Annotated in this window: 16 protein-coding genes; 9 read left to right on the top strand and 7 right to left on the bottom strand. The window is 67.2% G+C overall.

Annotated features, from left to right (window positions below):
- Positions 1 to 2: 2 nt before the first annotated feature.
- Together E5CHR_RS02660 and E5CHR_RS02655 are read right to left on the bottom strand one after the other, a co-directional pair.
- Positions 3 to 626 carry a DUF2242 domain-containing protein gene (locus tag E5CHR_RS02660; protein ID WP_162578254.1) on the bottom strand — a complete coding sequence of 208 codons (624 nt, stop codon included), beginning with the start codon at positions 624 to 626 and terminating at the stop codon, positions 3 to 5.
- Between the two features lie 110 nt (positions 627 to 736).
- On the bottom strand, positions 737 to 2011 hold the full coding sequence (locus E5CHR_RS02655) for a Glu/Leu/Phe/Val family dehydrogenase (protein WP_162578253.1): 1275 nt from the start codon (positions 2009 to 2011) through the stop codon (positions 737 to 739).
- A 224-nt stretch (positions 2012 to 2235) separates the two neighbouring features.
- On the opposite strand from E5CHR_RS02655, the gene E5CHR_RS02650 reads away from it, so the two are divergent.
- Positions 2236 to 2715, top strand: coding sequence for an Lrp/AsnC ligand binding domain-containing protein (locus E5CHR_RS02650; protein ID WP_162578252.1), 480 nt, complete (start codon positions 2236 to 2238; stop codon positions 2713 to 2715).
- 5 nt (positions 2716 to 2720) lie between these two features.
- Here the strand turns inward: E5CHR_RS02650 and E5CHR_RS02645 are convergent, their stop codons facing one another.
- A complete protein-coding gene (locus E5CHR_RS02645; protein ID WP_162578251.1) occupies positions 2721 to 3407 on the bottom strand; it encodes a YggS family pyridoxal phosphate-dependent enzyme in 687 nt (228 codons plus the stop codon).
- A gap of 38 nt (positions 3408 to 3445) precedes the next feature.
- Here E5CHR_RS02645 and E5CHR_RS02640 point away from each other — a divergent pair, with 38 nt between their 5' ends.
- From E5CHR_RS02640 to E5CHR_RS02630, 3 genes are all read left to right on the top strand, one after another.
- Entirely contained in the window at positions 3446 to 4489 is a 1044-nt protein-coding gene (locus tag E5CHR_RS02640) for a type IV pilus twitching motility protein PilT (protein WP_162578250.1), read from the top strand.
- A 263-nt stretch (positions 4490 to 4752) separates the two neighbouring features.
- Entirely contained in the window at positions 4753 to 5889 is a 1137-nt protein-coding gene (locus E5CHR_RS02635; RefSeq protein ID WP_162578249.1) for a PilT/PilU family type 4a pilus ATPase, read from the top strand.
- A gap of 36 nt (positions 5890 to 5925) precedes the next feature.
- Positions 5926 to 6846 carry an NAD(P)-dependent oxidoreductase gene (locus E5CHR_RS02630; RefSeq protein ID WP_162578248.1) on the top strand — a complete coding sequence of 307 codons (921 nt, stop codon included), beginning with the start codon at positions 5926 to 5928 and terminating at the stop codon, positions 6844 to 6846.
- A 69-nt stretch (positions 6847 to 6915) separates the two neighbouring features.
- Here the strand turns inward: E5CHR_RS02630 and E5CHR_RS02625 are convergent, their stop codons facing one another.
- From E5CHR_RS02625 to E5CHR_RS02615, 3 genes are all read right to left on the bottom strand, one after another.
- Positions 6916 to 7659: a BON domain-containing protein gene (locus tag E5CHR_RS02625; protein WP_162578247.1), complete on the bottom strand. Its 744-nt coding sequence runs from the start codon at positions 7657 to 7659 to the stop codon at positions 6916 to 6918.
- A complete protein-coding gene (locus E5CHR_RS02620; RefSeq protein ID WP_162578246.1) occupies positions 7656 to 8285 on the bottom strand; it encodes an SIS domain-containing protein in 630 nt (209 codons plus the stop codon). The genes E5CHR_RS02625 and E5CHR_RS02620 overlap by 4 nt, the downstream gene beginning before the upstream one ends.
- Before the next feature lie 94 nt (positions 8286 to 8379).
- Positions 8380 to 8745 carry a YraN family protein gene (locus E5CHR_RS02615; RefSeq protein ID WP_162578245.1) on the bottom strand — a complete coding sequence of 122 codons (366 nt, stop codon included), beginning with the start codon at positions 8743 to 8745 and terminating at the stop codon, positions 8380 to 8382.
- A gap of 24 nt (positions 8746 to 8769) precedes the next feature.
- On the opposite strand from E5CHR_RS02615, the gene rsmI reads away from it, so the two are divergent.
- A complete protein-coding gene (gene rsmI, locus E5CHR_RS02610) occupies positions 8770 to 9702 on the top strand; it encodes a 16S rRNA (cytidine(1402)-2'-O)-methyltransferase (protein WP_174255682.1) in 933 nt (310 codons plus the stop codon).
- Between the two features lie 19 nt (positions 9703 to 9721).
- On the opposite strand, the gene E5CHR_RS02605 is transcribed toward rsmI, so the two are convergent.
- Positions 9722 to 10603: a hypothetical protein gene (locus E5CHR_RS02605; RefSeq protein WP_162578243.1), complete on the bottom strand. Its 882-nt coding sequence runs from the start codon at positions 10601 to 10603 to the stop codon at positions 9722 to 9724.
- A 269-nt stretch (positions 10604 to 10872) separates the two neighbouring features.
- Here E5CHR_RS02605 and E5CHR_RS02600 point away from each other — a divergent pair, with 269 nt between their 5' ends.
- The 4 genes from E5CHR_RS02600 (at position 10873) to E5CHR_RS02585 (ending at position 15074) form a co-directional block, all read left to right on the top strand.
- Positions 10873 to 11886 (top strand): sigma 54-interacting transcriptional regulator, encoded by a 1014-nt coding sequence (locus E5CHR_RS02600; protein ID WP_162578242.1) that lies wholly within the window; start codon positions 10873 to 10875, stop codon positions 11884 to 11886.
- Between the two features lie 319 nt (positions 11887 to 12205).
- Positions 12206 to 12787, top strand: a complete 582-nt coding sequence (locus E5CHR_RS02595) for a DUF4255 domain-containing protein (RefSeq protein ID WP_162578241.1) — start codon at positions 12206 to 12208, stop codon at positions 12785 to 12787.
- Positions 12784 to 13443 (top strand): carboxypeptidase-like regulatory domain-containing protein, encoded by a 660-nt coding sequence (locus tag E5CHR_RS02590; protein WP_162578240.1) that lies wholly within the window; start codon positions 12784 to 12786, stop codon positions 13441 to 13443. The genes E5CHR_RS02595 and E5CHR_RS02590 overlap by 4 nt, the downstream gene beginning before the upstream one ends.
- 17 nt (positions 13444 to 13460) lie before the next feature.
- The gene (locus tag E5CHR_RS02585) at positions 13461 to 15074 is read left to right on the top strand and encodes a phage tail sheath family protein (RefSeq protein WP_162578239.1); all 1614 of its coding nucleotides are present in this window, start codon (positions 13461 to 13463) and stop codon (positions 15072 to 15074) included.
- Positions 15075 to 15099: the final 25 nt, after the last annotated feature.

Here is a 15099-nt window from a genome sequence, read left to right as displayed (position 1 = left end):
GCTCAGCCCCGCGAAGGCGACAGCGGCACGGAACGCAGCGGCGTATCGGTGCTGGGTGCCGGCAGCGCGGGGGGCGCGACCGGCGTGCTCTGCACTGCCTCGGGGACCAGAAAGCGGTCGATCAGCGCGAAGAAGCGATCGTAGAAGCGCTCTTCGGTCAGCGTCTCGCTGGCGACCTTGACCAGCGCGTCGTCGCTCGACGAAAACGGCAAGGACAGTGATCCGAGGGCGCCGACGCCCACGCTGGCGGAGTTGTTGACCTTCTTGAGGCTGTAGCGGTCCTGCAACGCACTGGCGAAGGCGATGGTGCTCGCGCCGCCGCTGTCGCGCGCGCAGACCACGCGCAGTTCAACCTCCACATGGACCTCGTTGGCCGGCTGGAAACTCTTGCGGCCGGCCACCAGGTCGCCATTGGCCGCCGTGACCAGGTAGCCCTGGCTCAGGAGCGCGCGCCGCGCGGCCTCGCAGGTCTCGGCCTGCGAGGCGCGAAAGCTGCGCGTGTGGGTGGTGGTCGAATCGAATTCCTCGGGGTCGTAGGAGACCTGCCTGGGCGGAGTGACGCCACAGGCAGCGAGAAGAAGCGTGAACAGGAGCGGGAAGGCCGAGCGCAGAAAAGGGAGACGCATGGAGAACGGAAGCCGATGTCGGGGCATGCGGAATGCTAGCGGCATGCGGGCGTCCGTGTCGCGTTCCCCGAGTCCTGCGACTTCGAGTGCCGGGTCCCCCGGCGCAGCGATCAGGGATAGAGCCCGCGCTCCTGGCGCGCCATCAGGATGCGCTCGCAGGCCACCGCGAAGGTCGCGGTACGCAGGGTGATCCGGTGCCTGTCGGCGGTGTCCCAGATCTGGTTGAGCGCGTTCATCATGATGCGGTCCAGCCGCTGGTTGATCTCGTCCTCGTCCCAGAAGAAGGACGAGAAATCCTGCACCCACTCGAAGTAGCTCACCGTCACACCGCCAGCGTTGCAGATCACGTCGGGCACCACCAGCACGCCGCGCTCCGCCAGGATGTCGTCGGCCGCCGGCACGGTCGGGCCGTTGGCGCCTTCGAGCACGAGCCTGGCTTGGGTCTTCTGCGCGCGTTCGGCGGTCACCTGGCCCTCGAGGGCCGCAGGGATGAGGATGTCGCAGGCCACGTCCCAGAAGGACTCGTTGGCAATCACGTCACCCCCCTTGAACCCGGCCACGCCTTCGGTGCGCGCCAGGGGCAGCAGCGTCTTGAGGTCGAGCCCGCCTGCGTTGACGATGGTGCCGGTGTGGTCCTGCACCGCCACGATTTTTGCGCCGGCCTCGGCGAACAGTTCCGCCGCCACGGAGCCGACGTTGCCGAAGCCCTGCACCGCGATCCGGGCGCCGCGCAGGTCCAGGCCCAGCCGGCGCGCCGCCTCGCGGCCGGTCACGAACACGCCGCGGCCGGTCGCCTTCACCCGCCCCAGCGAGCCGCCGAGGTGCAGCGGCTTGCCGGTGACCACGCCGGTGGCGGTGCCGCCGACGTTCATCGAATAGGTGTCCATCATCCAGGCCATGATCTGGGCGTTGGTGTTGACGTCGGGTGCAGGAATGTCCTGCTGCGGGCCGATGATGATGCCGATTTCGCTGGTGTAGCGGCGCGTCACCCGCTCGAGTTCCTTGTGCGTGAGCTTCTTCGGATCGACTCGGATGCCGCCCTTCGCGCCGCCGTAGGGCAGGTTCACCGCGGCGGTCTTGACCGTCATCCAGGCCGACAGGGCCATCACTTCTTCCAGGGTCACGTCGGGGTGGAAGCGCACGCCGCCCTTGCCCGGACCGCGCGACATGTTGTGCTGCACGCGGTAGCCCTCGAAGTGGGCGATGGTGCCGTCATCCATTTCGATCGGCACGTCGACGATCAGAGCGCGCTTGGGGCGCTTGAGCGTTTCGACCCAGCGCGACAGTTCGCCGAGGTAGGGCACCACGCGATCGACCTGCGAGAGGTAGGTGCCCCAGGGGCTGTTGGGGGTCGGTTGGACGTAGGACAGATCGGCGGCGGACATGGCGCTCCAGGCGTTGTTGCGAAGCGTTGCACGATAGCCCTGCCCGCGCGGCCGCGCCATGTCCTATGCGCAATGCGTTGCGCCTTATGCGCTTGCGGCAAGCAGGGCAGCGTTGCCGCCGGCCCCGGTCATGCTGATGGTGAGCGTCTGCTCCGCGCAGGAGCGCTTCTGCCTGCCGAGTTAATCGCTACAAGTCGAACGTCGACATGGATAATTCGCCAAGCATGACCGCCGAAAGCATCAACCTTGATCGGATCGACCGCAAGCTGCTGAAGATTCTTCAGGAGGACGGCCGGATTTCCAACCTCAAGCTGGCCGAGGCGGTGTCGCTGTCTCCTACCGCGGTGCTGGCGCGCGTGCAGCGGCTCACGCGCGAAGGCTTCATCCAGGGCTACGAGGCGCGGCTCGATCCGCACAAGCTGGGCCGCGGCTTCACGGTGTTTGTCGAGGTGCTGCTGGACCGCACAGCGGCCAATGTCTTCGACCAGTTCAAGGCCGCGGTGCAGGTTCGCGACGAGATCATGGAATGCCATATGGTGGCCGGCGGCTTCGACTACCTCCTCAAGACCCGCATGGCCGACATGGCGGCCTATCGCGAGTTCGCGGGCACGGTGCTGTGGCAGTTGCCGGGCGTGCGCGAGACCCGGACGTACGCGGTGATGGAGGAGGTCAAGAGCAGCGCGCGGATTCCGCTGGGCACCTGAGAGCCCTACCGCGCGCCGAAGATCGCGGTGCCGACACGTACCAGCGTGCTGCCCGCCGCAATCGCCGCTTCGAGATCCGCCGACATGCCCAGCGAGAGCGTGTCGACCTCGAGCCCCGCACGGCGCATCTCCTCGAAGACCGCTGCGGCACGCAGGAACAGCGCACGTTGCGCCTCGAAATCCGGCGCCGGCTCGGGAATCGCCATCAGCCCGCGCAGGCGCAGACGTGGCAAGGCAGCAACAGCTCGCGCCAGGGCCAGCGCGTCTTGCGGCACCACACCGGACTTGTTGGGACCGGCATCCACATTGACCTGCAGGCAGACCTGAAGCGGCGGGAGCTCCGCCGGGCGCTGCTCGGCAAGGCGCTCGGCGATCTTCAGCCGGTCGATGCTGTGCACCCAATCGAAATGCGCCGCCACCTGCCGCGTCTTGTTGCTCTGCAGAGGGCCGATGCAGTGCCACTCGAGCTCGGCGCGCAGCTCGGACAGGGCCTCGATCTTCGCGGCGCCCTCTTGCACGTAGTTCTCGCCAAAGGCAAGCTGGCCGGCGGCGCGGGCCTCGCGGACCGCCTCGGCGGAGAAGGTCTTCGACACCGCAAGCAAGCGCACGCTCGCCGGATCGCGGCCGGCTGCCGTGCATGCGGTCACGATTCGAGCCCGAACTTGCTGGAGCTTGTCACCAATCATCGTCATAATCGTCAAAACGTATCAAAACGTCACCGAGGAGCTTCGTGGACATCACCCAACTGCTGGCCTTCAGCGTAAAGAACAAGGCCTCGGACTTGCATCTGTCATCCGGCCTGCCGCCCATGATCCGCGTGCACGGCGACGTGCGGCGCATCAACGTCGACGCGCTCGACCACAAGGCCGTGCACGCCATGGTGTACGACATCATGAGCGACACGCACCGCAAGCACTACGAAGAATTCCTCGAGGTCGACTTTTCCTTCGAGATCGACGGCCTCGCGCGCTTCCGCGTGAACGCCTTCAACCAGGCCCGCGGCGCGGCGGCGGTGTTCCGGACCATCCCCTCGAAGATCCTCACGCTGGAGCAGCTCAACGCGCCCAAGATTTTCGGCGACCTCGCGCTCAAGCCCCGGGGCCTGGTGCTCGTGACCGGCCCGACCGGCTCGGGCAAGTCCACCACGCTGGCGGCGATGATCAACTACCTCAACGAGACCGAGTACGGCCACATCCTGACGGTGGAAGACCCGATCGAGTTCGTCCACGAGTCGAAGAAGTGCCTGATCAACCAGCGCGAGGTCGGGCCGATGACGCTGTCCTTCGCCAACGCCCTGCGCTCGGCGCTGCGCGAGGACCCCGACGCGATCCTGGTCGGCGAAATGCGCGACCTCGAAACCATCCGCCTCGCGATGACCGCCGCCGAGACGGGCCACCTGGTGTTCGGCACTCTGCACACCTCCTCGGCCGCCAAGACGATCGACCGGATCATCGACGTGTTCCCGGGCGAGGAAAAGGAAATGATCCGCGCCATGCTCTCGGAGTCGCTGCAGGCCGTGGTCTCGCAGACTTTGTGCAAGACCAAGGACGGCCAGGGCCGGGTGGCGGCGCACGAGATCATGCTGGGCACCTCGGCCATCCGCAACCTGATCCGCGAGGGCAAGGTGGCGCAGATGTATTCCTCGATCCAGACCGGCAGCGGCCAGGGCATGCAGACGCTGGACCAGTGCCTGACGGACCTGGTGCGGCGCAATGTCATTTCCGCCGCCGAGGCACGCGGCAAGGCCAAGATCCCTGAAAACTTCCCCGGCTGAATATGGCTCGCCCCCAGGTTGGCTCACTTCGTGTAGCCGCCCACCCCCTACCGGGGGCAACACCAGCGGCCCGGCGAAGCCGGTTCCGCGGTGAGAATGTTGCTCGCCCCCAGGTTGGCTCACTTCGTGTAGCCGCCCACCCCCTACCGGGGGCAACACCAGCGGCCCGGCGAAGCCGGTTCCGCGGTGTTCCTCGCATGGGGATAAGCTTGAATGCCGCGCTCGTCCAGGGACGCCGGCCAAATTGACCTAGGAGTCGTCAGATGGAACGCGATCAAGCCAGTCAGTTCATCAACGAACTGCTCAAGCTCATGGTGAGCCGCAACGGCAGCGACCTGTTCATCACGGCGGACTTCCCGCCGGCCATCAAGGTCGACGGGAAGGTCACCAAGGTGTCGCAGCAAGCCTTGGGCGCGCAGCACACGCTGGCACTCACGCGGTCGATCATGAACGACCGCCAGACGGCCGAGTTCGAGCGCACCAAGGAGTGCAACTTCGCGATCTCGCCCACCGGCATCGGCCGCTTCCGCGTCAACGCCTTCGTGCAGCAGGGCAAGGTCGGCATGGTGCTGCGGACCATCCCGGCCAAGCTTCCCACGATCGACGGGCTGAACATGCCGCAGGTGCTGAAGGACGTGACGATGACCAAGCGCGGCCTGTGCATCCTGGTGGGCGCCACCGGCTCAGGCAAGTCGACCACGCTGGCCGCGATGATCGACTGGCGCAACGAGAATTCCTACGGCCACATCGTGACGGTTGAAGACCCGGTGGAGTTCGTGCACCCGCACAAGAATTGCGTCGTGACCCAGCGCGAGGTCGGGATCGATACCGACAGCTGGGAGGCCGCGCTCAAGAACACGCTGCGCCAGGCGCCCGACGTCATTCTGATGGGCGAGATCCGCGACCGCGAGACCATGGAGCATGCGGTGGCCTTTGCCGAGACCGGGCACCTGTGCATGGCCACGCTGCACGCCAACAGCGCCAACCAGGCGCTCGACCGGATCATCAACTTCTTCCCCGAGGAGCGCCGCGCGCAGCTGTTGATGGACCTGTCGCTCAACTTGCGCTCGTTGATCTCGCAGCGCCTCATCCCCACCGAGGATGGCCGCGGCCGGATCGCCGCGGTGGAGATCCTGCTGAATACGCCGCTCATCACCGACCTGATCTACAAGGGCGAGGTCGGCGAGATCAAGGAGGTCATGAAGAAGAGCCGCAATCTGGGCATGCAGACCTTCGACCAGGCGTTGTTCGACCTGTTCGAGACCCACATGATTTCCTTCGAGGATGCGCTGCGCAACGCGGACTCCGCCAACGACCTTCGGCTGCAGATCAAGCTCAACAGCCAGCGCGCGCGCACCACCGACCTGTCCGCCGGCACCGAGCACTTCGCGATCGTCTGAGCGCGCGAGGCGGGCAAGGGCGATAAGCTCGCCCCCATGAGCAGCCTCAACCCCAAAACCTACGATCCCATCCCGGCGCACAAGGTCGCCTTCCTCGGCCTCGGCGTGATGGGCTACCCCATGGCCGGCCACCTCGCCCTGGCCGGCCATGATGTCGCGGTCTACAACCGCACCGCCGCGAAGTCGGCCGCCTGGCAGCAGGAATTCAGCGCCCAGGCCAAGGGCAGCCTGCGCCAGGCGCCCACCCCGCGTGAAGCCGCAGCCGGCGCCGACATCGTGTTCTGCTGCGTCGGCAACGACGACGACCTGCGCTCGGTGGTGCTGGGCGAGAACGGTGCCCTCCCCGGCATGGCCAAGGGCACGGTCTTCGTCGACCACACCACCGCCTCGGCGGACGTGGCTCGCGAGCTGTCGAAGGCGGCTCTGGCGCTCGGCGTGCACTTCATCGACGCCCCCGTATCGGGCGGGCAAGCCGGCGCGCAGAACGGCGCGCTCACGGTGATGTGCGGTGGCGACGCGGCGGCCTTCGCGCGCGTGACGCCGGTGATCGCCGCTTTCGCGCGTGCCGTCACTCGGCTCGGCGACAGCGGCGCGGGCCAGCTCGCCAAGATGGTCAACCAGATCGCGATCGCGGGGCTGGTGCAGGGCCTGTCGGAGGCCATCGCCTTCGGGCAGCGCGCCGGGCTCGACATGAACGAGGTGCTGGCCGTGATCGGCAAGGGCGCCGCGCAGAGCTGGCAGATGGACAACCGTGGCAAGACCATGGTCGAGGGCAAGTTCGAGTTCGGCTTTGCGGTGGATTGGATGCGCAAGGACCTCGGCCTGGTGCTCGACGAGGCCAAGCGCAACGGCGCGCGGCTGCCGGTGACCGCGCTGGTGGACCAGTTCTATGCCGATGTGCAGCAGGCCGGCGGCCGGCGCTGGGATACGTCCAGCCTGATCACGCGGCTGAAATAAGCTCGCCCCCTCACCGGGGGCAACACCAGCGGCCCGGCAACGCCGGTTCCGCAGTGTTTCTGGAATCTCCTAGCGGACGGGGGTGGCGATCGCACCGCCGGAGGGCTGCGAAGAGCCGGCGGGGGGCAGCGGCTCCATCGGTGGCAGCGGCACGTTCGAGCGCGAGCCGCCCGGGGCGGCAGCGGTGCCGCCCTGCTGCGGCTGGCCGGCCAGGTCCGCCTCGCTGACGATCTCGACCACTCGGACCACCCTTTGCACGCCGGAGACGCCGCGGGCGATTTCAGTGGCGCGGTCGGTCTCGCGCCGCGTGGCCAGGCCCATCAGGTAGACCGTGCCGCGCTCCACGACGACCTTGAAGGAGTTCGCGAAGACGTCCTTGGCGTCGAGCAGCGAAGCCTTGATCTTGCCGGCGATCAAGGTGTCGCTGGAGCGCTCCTGGAAGGTGCTCGGCGCGCCGATCGTGAGCTCGTTGACCACCGAGCGCACGTTGTCGACGCGGCGCACCACGTCCTCGACGCGGCGGCGGTCGGCCTCGCTGCCGACGGCGCCCGTCAGCAGCACCTGGCGGTTGAAGCTGGTGACGCTGACGTACATCTGGTCGTTCGCGATCTCGCGCACGCGCGCGCTTGCGCGCAGCTCGATGCCCTGGTCGTCGATCTGCGCGCCCGAGCTGCGGCGGTCGGTCGCCACCATGCCCGCGCCCACCACCGCCGCGCCGCCGACCACCAGCGGCACGCAGGCAGAAAGACCGGCAGCCAGTGCAGCGCCCGCGGTCAAGGCCAACGCGAGGCGCTGGAGGGATGTCGTCGTCATATGGAACCTTCCTGTTCTCCGAGTAACTGGGCATCCACGCCGTCGCACAGGCAGTGCAGCACGAGCAGGTGGACTTCGTGGATGCGCGCCGCGCGCTCGTGCGGCACGCAGATCTGGACATCGGTTTCGCGCAGGGCGCGCCCCACGGCACCCCCTGGATTGCTGCTGCTGGCGCCGCCGCCGGCAGCGTTGCCCAGCAGCGCCACCACAGTCATGTCGCGCGCGTGCGCCGCATCGACTGCGGCCAGCACGGCGGCCGACTGGCCGCTCGCGCTGAGGGTCAGCAGCACGTCGCCGCCCTGTCCCAGCGCGCGCACCTGGCGCGCGAAGCGGTCGGGGTCGCCGACCTCGGCCGTGTCGCCGGTGGGATCGATGGCATCGAACGGCAGCGCGATGGCGCCGAGCCCCGGGCGATCGCGTTCGAAGCGCCCGACGAACTGCGCGGCGAACTGCGCCGCCAGCAGGCCGGAGACCCCGGCGCCGCATGCCAGGATCTTGCCGCCGCTGGTCACGCAGGCGAGCAGCGCCTGCATGGCCTGGGAGATCGGTTTGCCGAGAAGCGGGCCGGCCTGGTATTTGAGGTCCGCGCTGTCGATGAAGTGCTGCTGGATCCGTTGCTCGAGCATGGGGCGGGATGATAACTGGGGGTCGCGCAACAAAAGGTAGGCTGTTGCCGGTTGAGTGCGGCGGGCGGGCCGGGTTCCCTGTTCCCGAGGAACATCAATCGGCATCGAAGGCGGCGCGGATCCATTCGATGTTCGCCTCGACCAGCACCACATCGAAGCGGCAGGGCGGCAGCGCGCGCAGGCGGCTCAGGTAGTGCCGCGCCGCGAACACGATGCGCCGCCGCTTCACGCCCGTGATGCTGGAGGCGGCGCCGCCATGGCTCGCGCCGGCCCGGTGGCGCACCTCGACGAAGACCAGCGTGCCGTCGCGCGGCTCGCGCATGATCAGGTCGACCTCGCCGCCGCCGCGGCCCGGGGTTCGATAATTGCGCGCGACCAGCACCAGGCCGGCCGACTGCAGATGCGCGAGCGCCGCCGCCTCGGCCGCATCGCCGCGCTGCTTGGTGGTGGCCGCGGCCACCTTCTTGTTCTGGAGAAACACGTCTTGAGCTCCCTCGCCCCTGCCTCCTTCGGCGCAGCCCTGCAGGCCGCGCGCGATGCCGCGGGCGCGCAGCATTATCCCGAAGGCGCGCTATACGTGGTCGCCACGCCGATCGGCAACCTGGCGGACATCACGCTGCGCGCCCTCCACGTGCTGCAACTGGTCGACTTGGTGGCCTGCGAGGACACGCGCCATACCCAGGGCCTGCTGCGCGCCTACGGCATCGAGCGGCCCGCGTCCGGCCTGCTGGCGCTGCACCAGCACAACGAGGCCGAGGCGGCACAGGCCGTCATTTCGCGCCTCGCAGCGGGCGAGCGCGTGGCCTACGTCAGCGATGCAGGCACGCCCGGCGTCAGCGACCCCGGCGCGCGGCTGGCCACCGCCGTGCGGGCAGCTGGCCTGCGCGTGCTGCCGCTGCCGGGCGCGAGCAGCGTGACCACGCTGGTGTCGGCCGCAGGGCTGGTCGCCGGCGGCGAGGGTGAGAGCGCTTTCGTCTTCGCCGGCTTCCTGCCTGCCAAGCCCGGCGAGCGCGATGCCGCCGTGCAGGCGCTCGCCGCCGAGCCGCGCAGCGTGGTGCTGCTGGAGGCGCCGCATCGCATCGAGGCCCTGGCGCGTTCGCTGGCCGTGCTCGGCGAGCGGCGCGTGACGGTCGGGCGCGAGCTCACCAAGCAGTTCGAGGAGATCGCCACGGTGCCCGCTGCCGAGCTGCCCGCGTGGCTTGCGGCCAGCCGCGACCGCACGCGCGGCGAGTTCGCGCTGGCGCTGCACCCTGCGCCGGCGGCCGCGGATGATGACGCCGAAGCGCGGCGCGTCCTGCAGCTCCTGCTCGCCGAACTGCCGCTCAAGAGCGCGGTGCGCCTGGCGGCCGAGATCAGCGGGGCCCCACGGAACGCGCTCTACCAGCTTGCGCTGCAGCTGCGAGGAGACGAGCGCTGAGCGGCTCTGGACCGGGATCTCACGCGTGAACTTGTCCTGAGTTCGGAACTGCCCCCGGCATCGCCACGGCGCCCTTTCGCAACTCCGCGAGTAGATCCGCCCGCCTCGACGCCCTTGCTCCAGTCAACTTGCTGGCCAAGTCAGCAGCCCGTTTGGCAGCAGCATCGCTCTTGGCTGCCAACGTGTCCACCTTGGCCTTGGCTGCGGCCGCTGCATCCTGCCCCTTCTCCAGGTCGGCGGCGTATTCGGCAGGCGTCTGGAGCGTGACATCATCAACGGCCTGTCTTGCTTCCGAGGCAAAGAAGTAGAGCGCCACATAGTCGTTCTGTCCTTCGGCCTTGACGGATTGCGCCAATAGTTCTTCGACGGATGCAAGCGTCGCATTCACGTCCTGTGTTCGCCCCTTGAGAGCCTCGTAGGACCGCTGCGTTGCAGACGCCGCCGCCTGAGCCTCGCGCAAGACCTTGGCTGCCGCGGCGGCTTCATCAGCTGCATCCTGTCCCTCTTTCTCTTGAGCCGCCAGGGCGGCATCGAACTTGGACACGATGTTGTCGATGCGCTGCTGGTCTTCCTTGATCACGGCCTGCGCAACGCTGATTTTCTGGGCCACCGTTGTCCTGATCTTGTCGAGCCGCTTCTTCATGGAGTCAGACGCGGCCTTGAAGACCTGACTCGCCTGGGCCACCTCGGCGATCTTCGCTTCGAGGCGCTGGATCTCCTGCTGCAGCGAGGTCGCATTCTTGTTGAGCTCGGCGATCTGGTCCTGATCTGCCTTCAGCTTTTTCTTCTTGTCCTCGAGATCGTCCGCCGGTGTCGAATGAGCCGCAGCGGCCGCATTCGCGCCTGACGCACCGGACGGCAACGCAGCCCCCACATTCGTCTCGTCGGCCAACGTGGTCATGGTGTCTCCTTTGCGAGGTGCGGCGCCGGCCATTGCGCGTCGGCACGGTCTGACTCTCATTAACGATGCGGCAAGTTAGACCTAGGAGCAAGCCGTCAATTCAGTTTAGGACATCGGCACGGCACTCGCAACAACGGTGTCCACAGGTTGAAGGATGCCGGGCTCGGGCCCGCTTGACACTCCGTCGGCCGCGGCGCAAAGTCGGCCCCCGCTGAGTGAGCGATCCACCACTTTCCGAACCTGCTCCGTCCAGCCAAAGAGGGTTCAACATGGACATACCTAAATTGGTGGGTTCCAGCAGAGTCCACAAGGAAGTCCTGGAGAAGCTTTCACGCATCGCGCCCACCGATGCGGAAGTGCTGCTTACCGGCCCGAGCGGTGTAGGCAAGGAACTCTACGCCAATCAAGTGCATCGACAGAGCGCGCGCAGCCACTGTCGGTTCGTACCTGTCAATTGCGGCAGTCTGTCGAGCGACCTGATCGACAACACGCTCTTTGGCCATGTCGGCGGTGCCTTCACCGGCGCCACGGCACTGAGTGAAGGCTTGGTGAGCGAGGCTGAAGGAGGCACGCTGTTTCTCGACGAAGTCGACTCGCTGAGCATTCCGTGCCAGACCAAGCTGCTGCGCTTCCTGCAGGATCAAAAGTACCGCCGACTGGGTGAGAGCCGGCTGCGCCAGGCCAATGTGCGGGTCATCGCCGCCACCAACTGCGACCTCGAAGCGGCGGTGAGCGACGCACGCTTCAGGATGGATCTGTTCTTTCGGCTGCGCGTGGTTCCGGTCGAAATCCCCTCGCTGAGCCACCGGGCCGAAGACATCCCGGAACTGGTCGCCGCATTCACCGCACGAAGCGCCGAGGCGTACAGGTTGCCTGAACTGGAGTTCTGTGCCGAGGCCATCTCGCGCATGCAGCGTTACGAGTGGCCCGGAAACATCAGGGAGTTGGAGAACTGCATTTCCTATCTGACTTGCCTGCAGCTCGGACGTCCGATTGCACCGGACGACTTGCCGTTTCTCACGCGCTTGTGCGGCAACAAGGCGGTATCTCCCGAGGTCCATCCCGAAGCCGAGAAGCCCGATGAATCGAGCGACACCCTGAGCGATGCAAAGTCCCGCCTGGTCTCCGAGTTCGAGCGGCAGTACATCGAGCGTGCGCTCCGAGCCACCAGCGGCAACGTCTCCGCGGCCGCGCGCATGTGCGGCAAGAATCGCCGGGCTTTGTTCGAACTCATGCGCAAGCACGAGATCAACTCCGGCGAATACCGCATCGCGCCTCCCTAGACCTCATCTTCGGCGTTGCGTGAATCGCCTGGCCGCGGCTTCGATCGACGAAGCCCGCGCCAGGGATTGCTGGGCGATGTCCCTTGCCAACCCTGGTGCGCGCGGCGTACGACGTCGAGTGTCGTGTGCCGTGTGCCGTGTGTCGTGTGTCGTGTGTCGTGTGCCGTGTGCCGTGCGCTGTACGAGACTGCGCTGAATTCAGCCCACAACTGGGACAAAGCCATCCACCTTCGAGGGCCGATTCCAGAGGCCACATCGCGATCTGCACTGTGACGCGGACGAAGCCTTCGGTTGGCACGGTTGCTGCGACAGGCGACTCGTGGCCAGTTCATCCGTCATTGCAGATGTTTCGCTCACGCTGGAAGCCGTGTTGACCCGTGCGTTCAGCACGCTTCAGCCGGGCCCGCCGGTGGCGCAGGTGCACGACCTGCAGGGTGCCATCTCGACGGCGCCTGCGCGCATGACCATCTTCCTGTTCGAAGTTGTCGAGGACGCAAGCGTTCGCAATCGCGCGCCGCTCCGCGAAGTCGCGCCGCCCAACTTGAATTTGCGCAAGCCGCAGGTACCGCTGGTCCTGCGATACCTGATGACGCCTTGGGGCGGCGATCGCGCAACCGAACACCAGATTCTGGGGCGCGCCCTGCAGACCCTGCACGACGACGCCATCCTCTCCGGCCCGCAACTGCTGGGCGGACTCGCCGGCACGAACGAAGCCATCAAGCTCAAGCTGGCTCCGCTGACACTCGAAGAGCACACACGCGTCTGGCATGCGGTGCAGCGCAACTATCGGCTTTCCGTGGTCTACGACGCGCGCGTCGTGCGCATCGACTCGGATGACGTCACGCCACGTCCACCGGTCGTGTCGCGAACGCTCGGCACTTCGATCGGGAGTGGCGCATGAGCTTCGTCGCGGTCGCCACGGAGCGCATGGTCCTGTACAGCCAGATCGCGGTGCGGCTGATCGACGAGTTCACCGGAGACTTGGCGCAGCACCCGGTCACGCCGCTGCTGAGCTACCGCGACAGCGCAGGCGAATGGCAACCGACTTCGCTCAGCCCGGTCCCGACGCCATCAGGCAATCTCCTGTTCCCGGGGCTGGGCCGCAGCGCCAACGTCGCCGCGGCGCCCATCGTGCGTCATCGCCTGCAACTCACGTCGACCTTCTATCGGCCCGACTACTTGTCCAATGCCGACGGCTTGGAGTTCGATGTCCACCCTTACGACGACCTCCAGGCTCCCGCTGTCCTGCCGACCTTGCCATTCACGGTCCTGCTGCTGCCGTCGCCGATGTATCCATACCCCGCCTTCATGCGGAGCGTTCGTGGACAGACGCTCGACGCGATGGGCGCCCCGATCGCCAATGCCGAAGTGGCCGCCGGACTGGCCGAGCGGGTGTTGAGCGACGACCGTGGCGTCTTCGCGCTGCCGCTGCGCTGGACTCCGTTCAGCGGCAATGTCCTGCTCGACGCGGTCGACCATCGCACGGGCCGCACCGGCCAACTCACGCTGGCCCTGCCGCAAGACCTGCAGCAGGGCCAGATCTTCACCTTGACCTGAAGCGAGAGGAATACACCATGCCTGAATACCTGAGTCCCGGGGTGTACGTCGAGGAGGTCCCGAGCGGACCGCGCCCGATCGAAGGCGTGGGCACCAGCACGGCGGGCATCGTCGGTTTGACGGAGCGCGGTCCCACCACGCCTCGCCTCATCACCAACTGGGGGCAGTTCAGGCGCTGGTATGGCGATGTCGTTCCCGTCGCGACCTCGTTCGCGCCCTTCGCCGCGCGCGGGTTCTTCGAGAACGGCGGTGTCCGCCTGTTCGTCGCACGCGTGGCGCGCAACGACGCCGCCATCGCACGGCTGGACCTGGCAACGGCTGCCGCCCAGGTCCTGCGCGTCGAGGCGCTGGGGCCGGGTGACTGGGGCAATCGGCTGTTCGCGCGCGTCAACCCCAGCTCGCGCACCGACAATGCCGGCAACGCAGTCGGGTTTCGCATCACGCTGCTGTACTTCCGCACGGCGCCGAACCCGTTCGTCGACCCGCTGGACCCCGCCAACATCGGCAATCCGGCGCGCATCGATCCGGACGTCATCGAGGACTATGACGACCTGTCCGCAGACCCGCTGGACGGCAACTACGTCCTCATGCGTGTGAACAGCAACTCGACGCTGGTGCACGCGGGCTTCACCGCGCCCGCGCTCCCCCCCGCCGCGCCCGCCGTCGCCGCATTCGCGCCGCTTGCCGGCGGGAGCGACGGCGTCGCTCCGATGACCGCGGTCGAATACGAAGGCAACCCCGCGGTGGCACCGGATCTGCGCACCGGGCTGGCGGCACTCGAGAACATCGACGAGGTTGCGCTGCTGTTCGTGCCGGACGAAGTGCATCCCTCGCTGAATCCGGCGAACCAGTCGCAGCTGATGAACACCCTGGTGACCCAGTGCGAACGGCTGGCCGATCGATTCGCCATCCTCAACGTGCCGGCCGGACAGGGCCAGGTGCAGAACATCTTCCCGCCGCGCGACACCTCGTACGCTGCGATCTACTACCCGTGGGTTCGCGTGTTCGACCCGTTCACGCGCGACACCGTGCTGGTGCCGCCGGCCGGCCACGTGGCCGGCATCTACGCACGCTCGGACCGCGAGCGCGGAGTGCACAAGGCGCCGGCCAACGAAGTGGTTCGCGACATCATCACGCGCGACATCAACGCGACGCGCAAGCCGCTGGAGTTCACGCTCGCGCGCGGCGACCACGACATCCTGAACCCGCGCGGAATCAACGTGATCCGCGACTTCCGTGCCGACCGCCGTGGCATCCGCGTGTGGGGCGCACGCACGCTGTCGGGTGATCCGCTGTGGCGCTATGTGAACGTGCGGCGCCTGTTCAACTACGTCAAGGAATCGGTGGACGAGGGCACGCAGTGGGTGGTGTTCGAGCCCAACGACGAGAACACCTGGGCTCGCGTGCGCCAGGTCGTCGGGGACTTCCTCACGCTCGTCTGGCGCAGCGGTGCCTTGTTCGGCGCCACCGAAGAGCAGGCCTTCTTCGTGCGCTGCGGCCCCGACACGATGACGCCGGCCGACATCGATGCCGGGCGTCTCATCGTCGAGGTCGGCATCGCGCCGGTCAAACCCGCCGAGTTCGTGATCTTCCGCTTCCAGCAGAAGACGACGGAACTCGTCGCCGCCTGAACCCGAACCTGATCCAAGAGGAGAG

Source organism: Variovorax sp. PBS-H4 (assembly GCF_901827205.1).
Classification (GTDB): domain Bacteria; phylum Pseudomonadota; class Gammaproteobacteria; order Burkholderiales; family Burkholderiaceae_C; genus Variovorax.
Note: the sequence above shows the minus strand (reverse complement) of the source record. Positions and strands in the feature narration are given on the sequence as shown.

Bases quoted from the DNA above. Each gene is read 5' to 3' on its own strand.
- E5CHR_RS02655 (WP_162578253.1), bottom strand. From the start codon at position 2,011: ATGTCCGCCGCCGATCTGTCCTACGTCCAACCGACCCCCAACAGCCCC.
- E5CHR_RS02660 (WP_162578254.1), bottom strand. From the start codon at position 626: ATGCGTCTCCCTTTTCTGCGCTCGGCCTTCCCGCTCCTGTTCACGCTT.
- E5CHR_RS02635 (WP_162578249.1), top strand. From the start codon at position 4,753: ATGGAACGCGATCAAGCCAGTCAGTTCATCAACGAACTGCTCAAGCTC.
- E5CHR_RS02625 (WP_162578247.1), bottom strand. From the start codon at position 7,659: ATGACGACGACATCCCTCCAGCGCCTCGCGTTGGCCTTGACCGCGGGC.
- E5CHR_RS02650 (WP_162578252.1), top strand. From the start codon at position 2,236: ATGACCGCCGAAAGCATCAACCTTGATCGGATCGACCGCAAGCTGCTG.
- E5CHR_RS02585 (WP_162578239.1), top strand. From the start codon at position 13,461: ATGCCTGAATACCTGAGTCCCGGGGTGTACGTCGAGGAGGTCCCGAGC.
- E5CHR_RS02600 (WP_162578242.1), top strand. From the start codon at position 10,873: ATGGACATACCTAAATTGGTGGGTTCCAGCAGAGTCCACAAGGAAGTC.
- E5CHR_RS02620 (WP_162578246.1), bottom strand. From the start codon at position 8,285: ATGCTCGAGCAACGGATCCAGCAGCACTTCATCGACAGCGCGGACCTC.
- E5CHR_RS02605 (WP_162578243.1), bottom strand. From the start codon at position 10,603: ATGACCACGTTGGCCGACGAGACGAATGTGGGGGCTGCGTTGCCGTCC.
- E5CHR_RS02645 (WP_162578251.1), bottom strand. From the start codon at position 3,407: ATGACGATGATTGGTGACAAGCTCCAGCAAGTTCGGGCTCGAATCGTG.
- E5CHR_RS02630 (WP_162578248.1), top strand. From the start codon at position 5,926: ATGAGCAGCCTCAACCCCAAAACCTACGATCCCATCCCGGCGCACAAG.
- E5CHR_RS02590 (WP_162578240.1), top strand. From the start codon at position 12,784: ATGAGCTTCGTCGCGGTCGCCACGGAGCGCATGGTCCTGTACAGCCAG.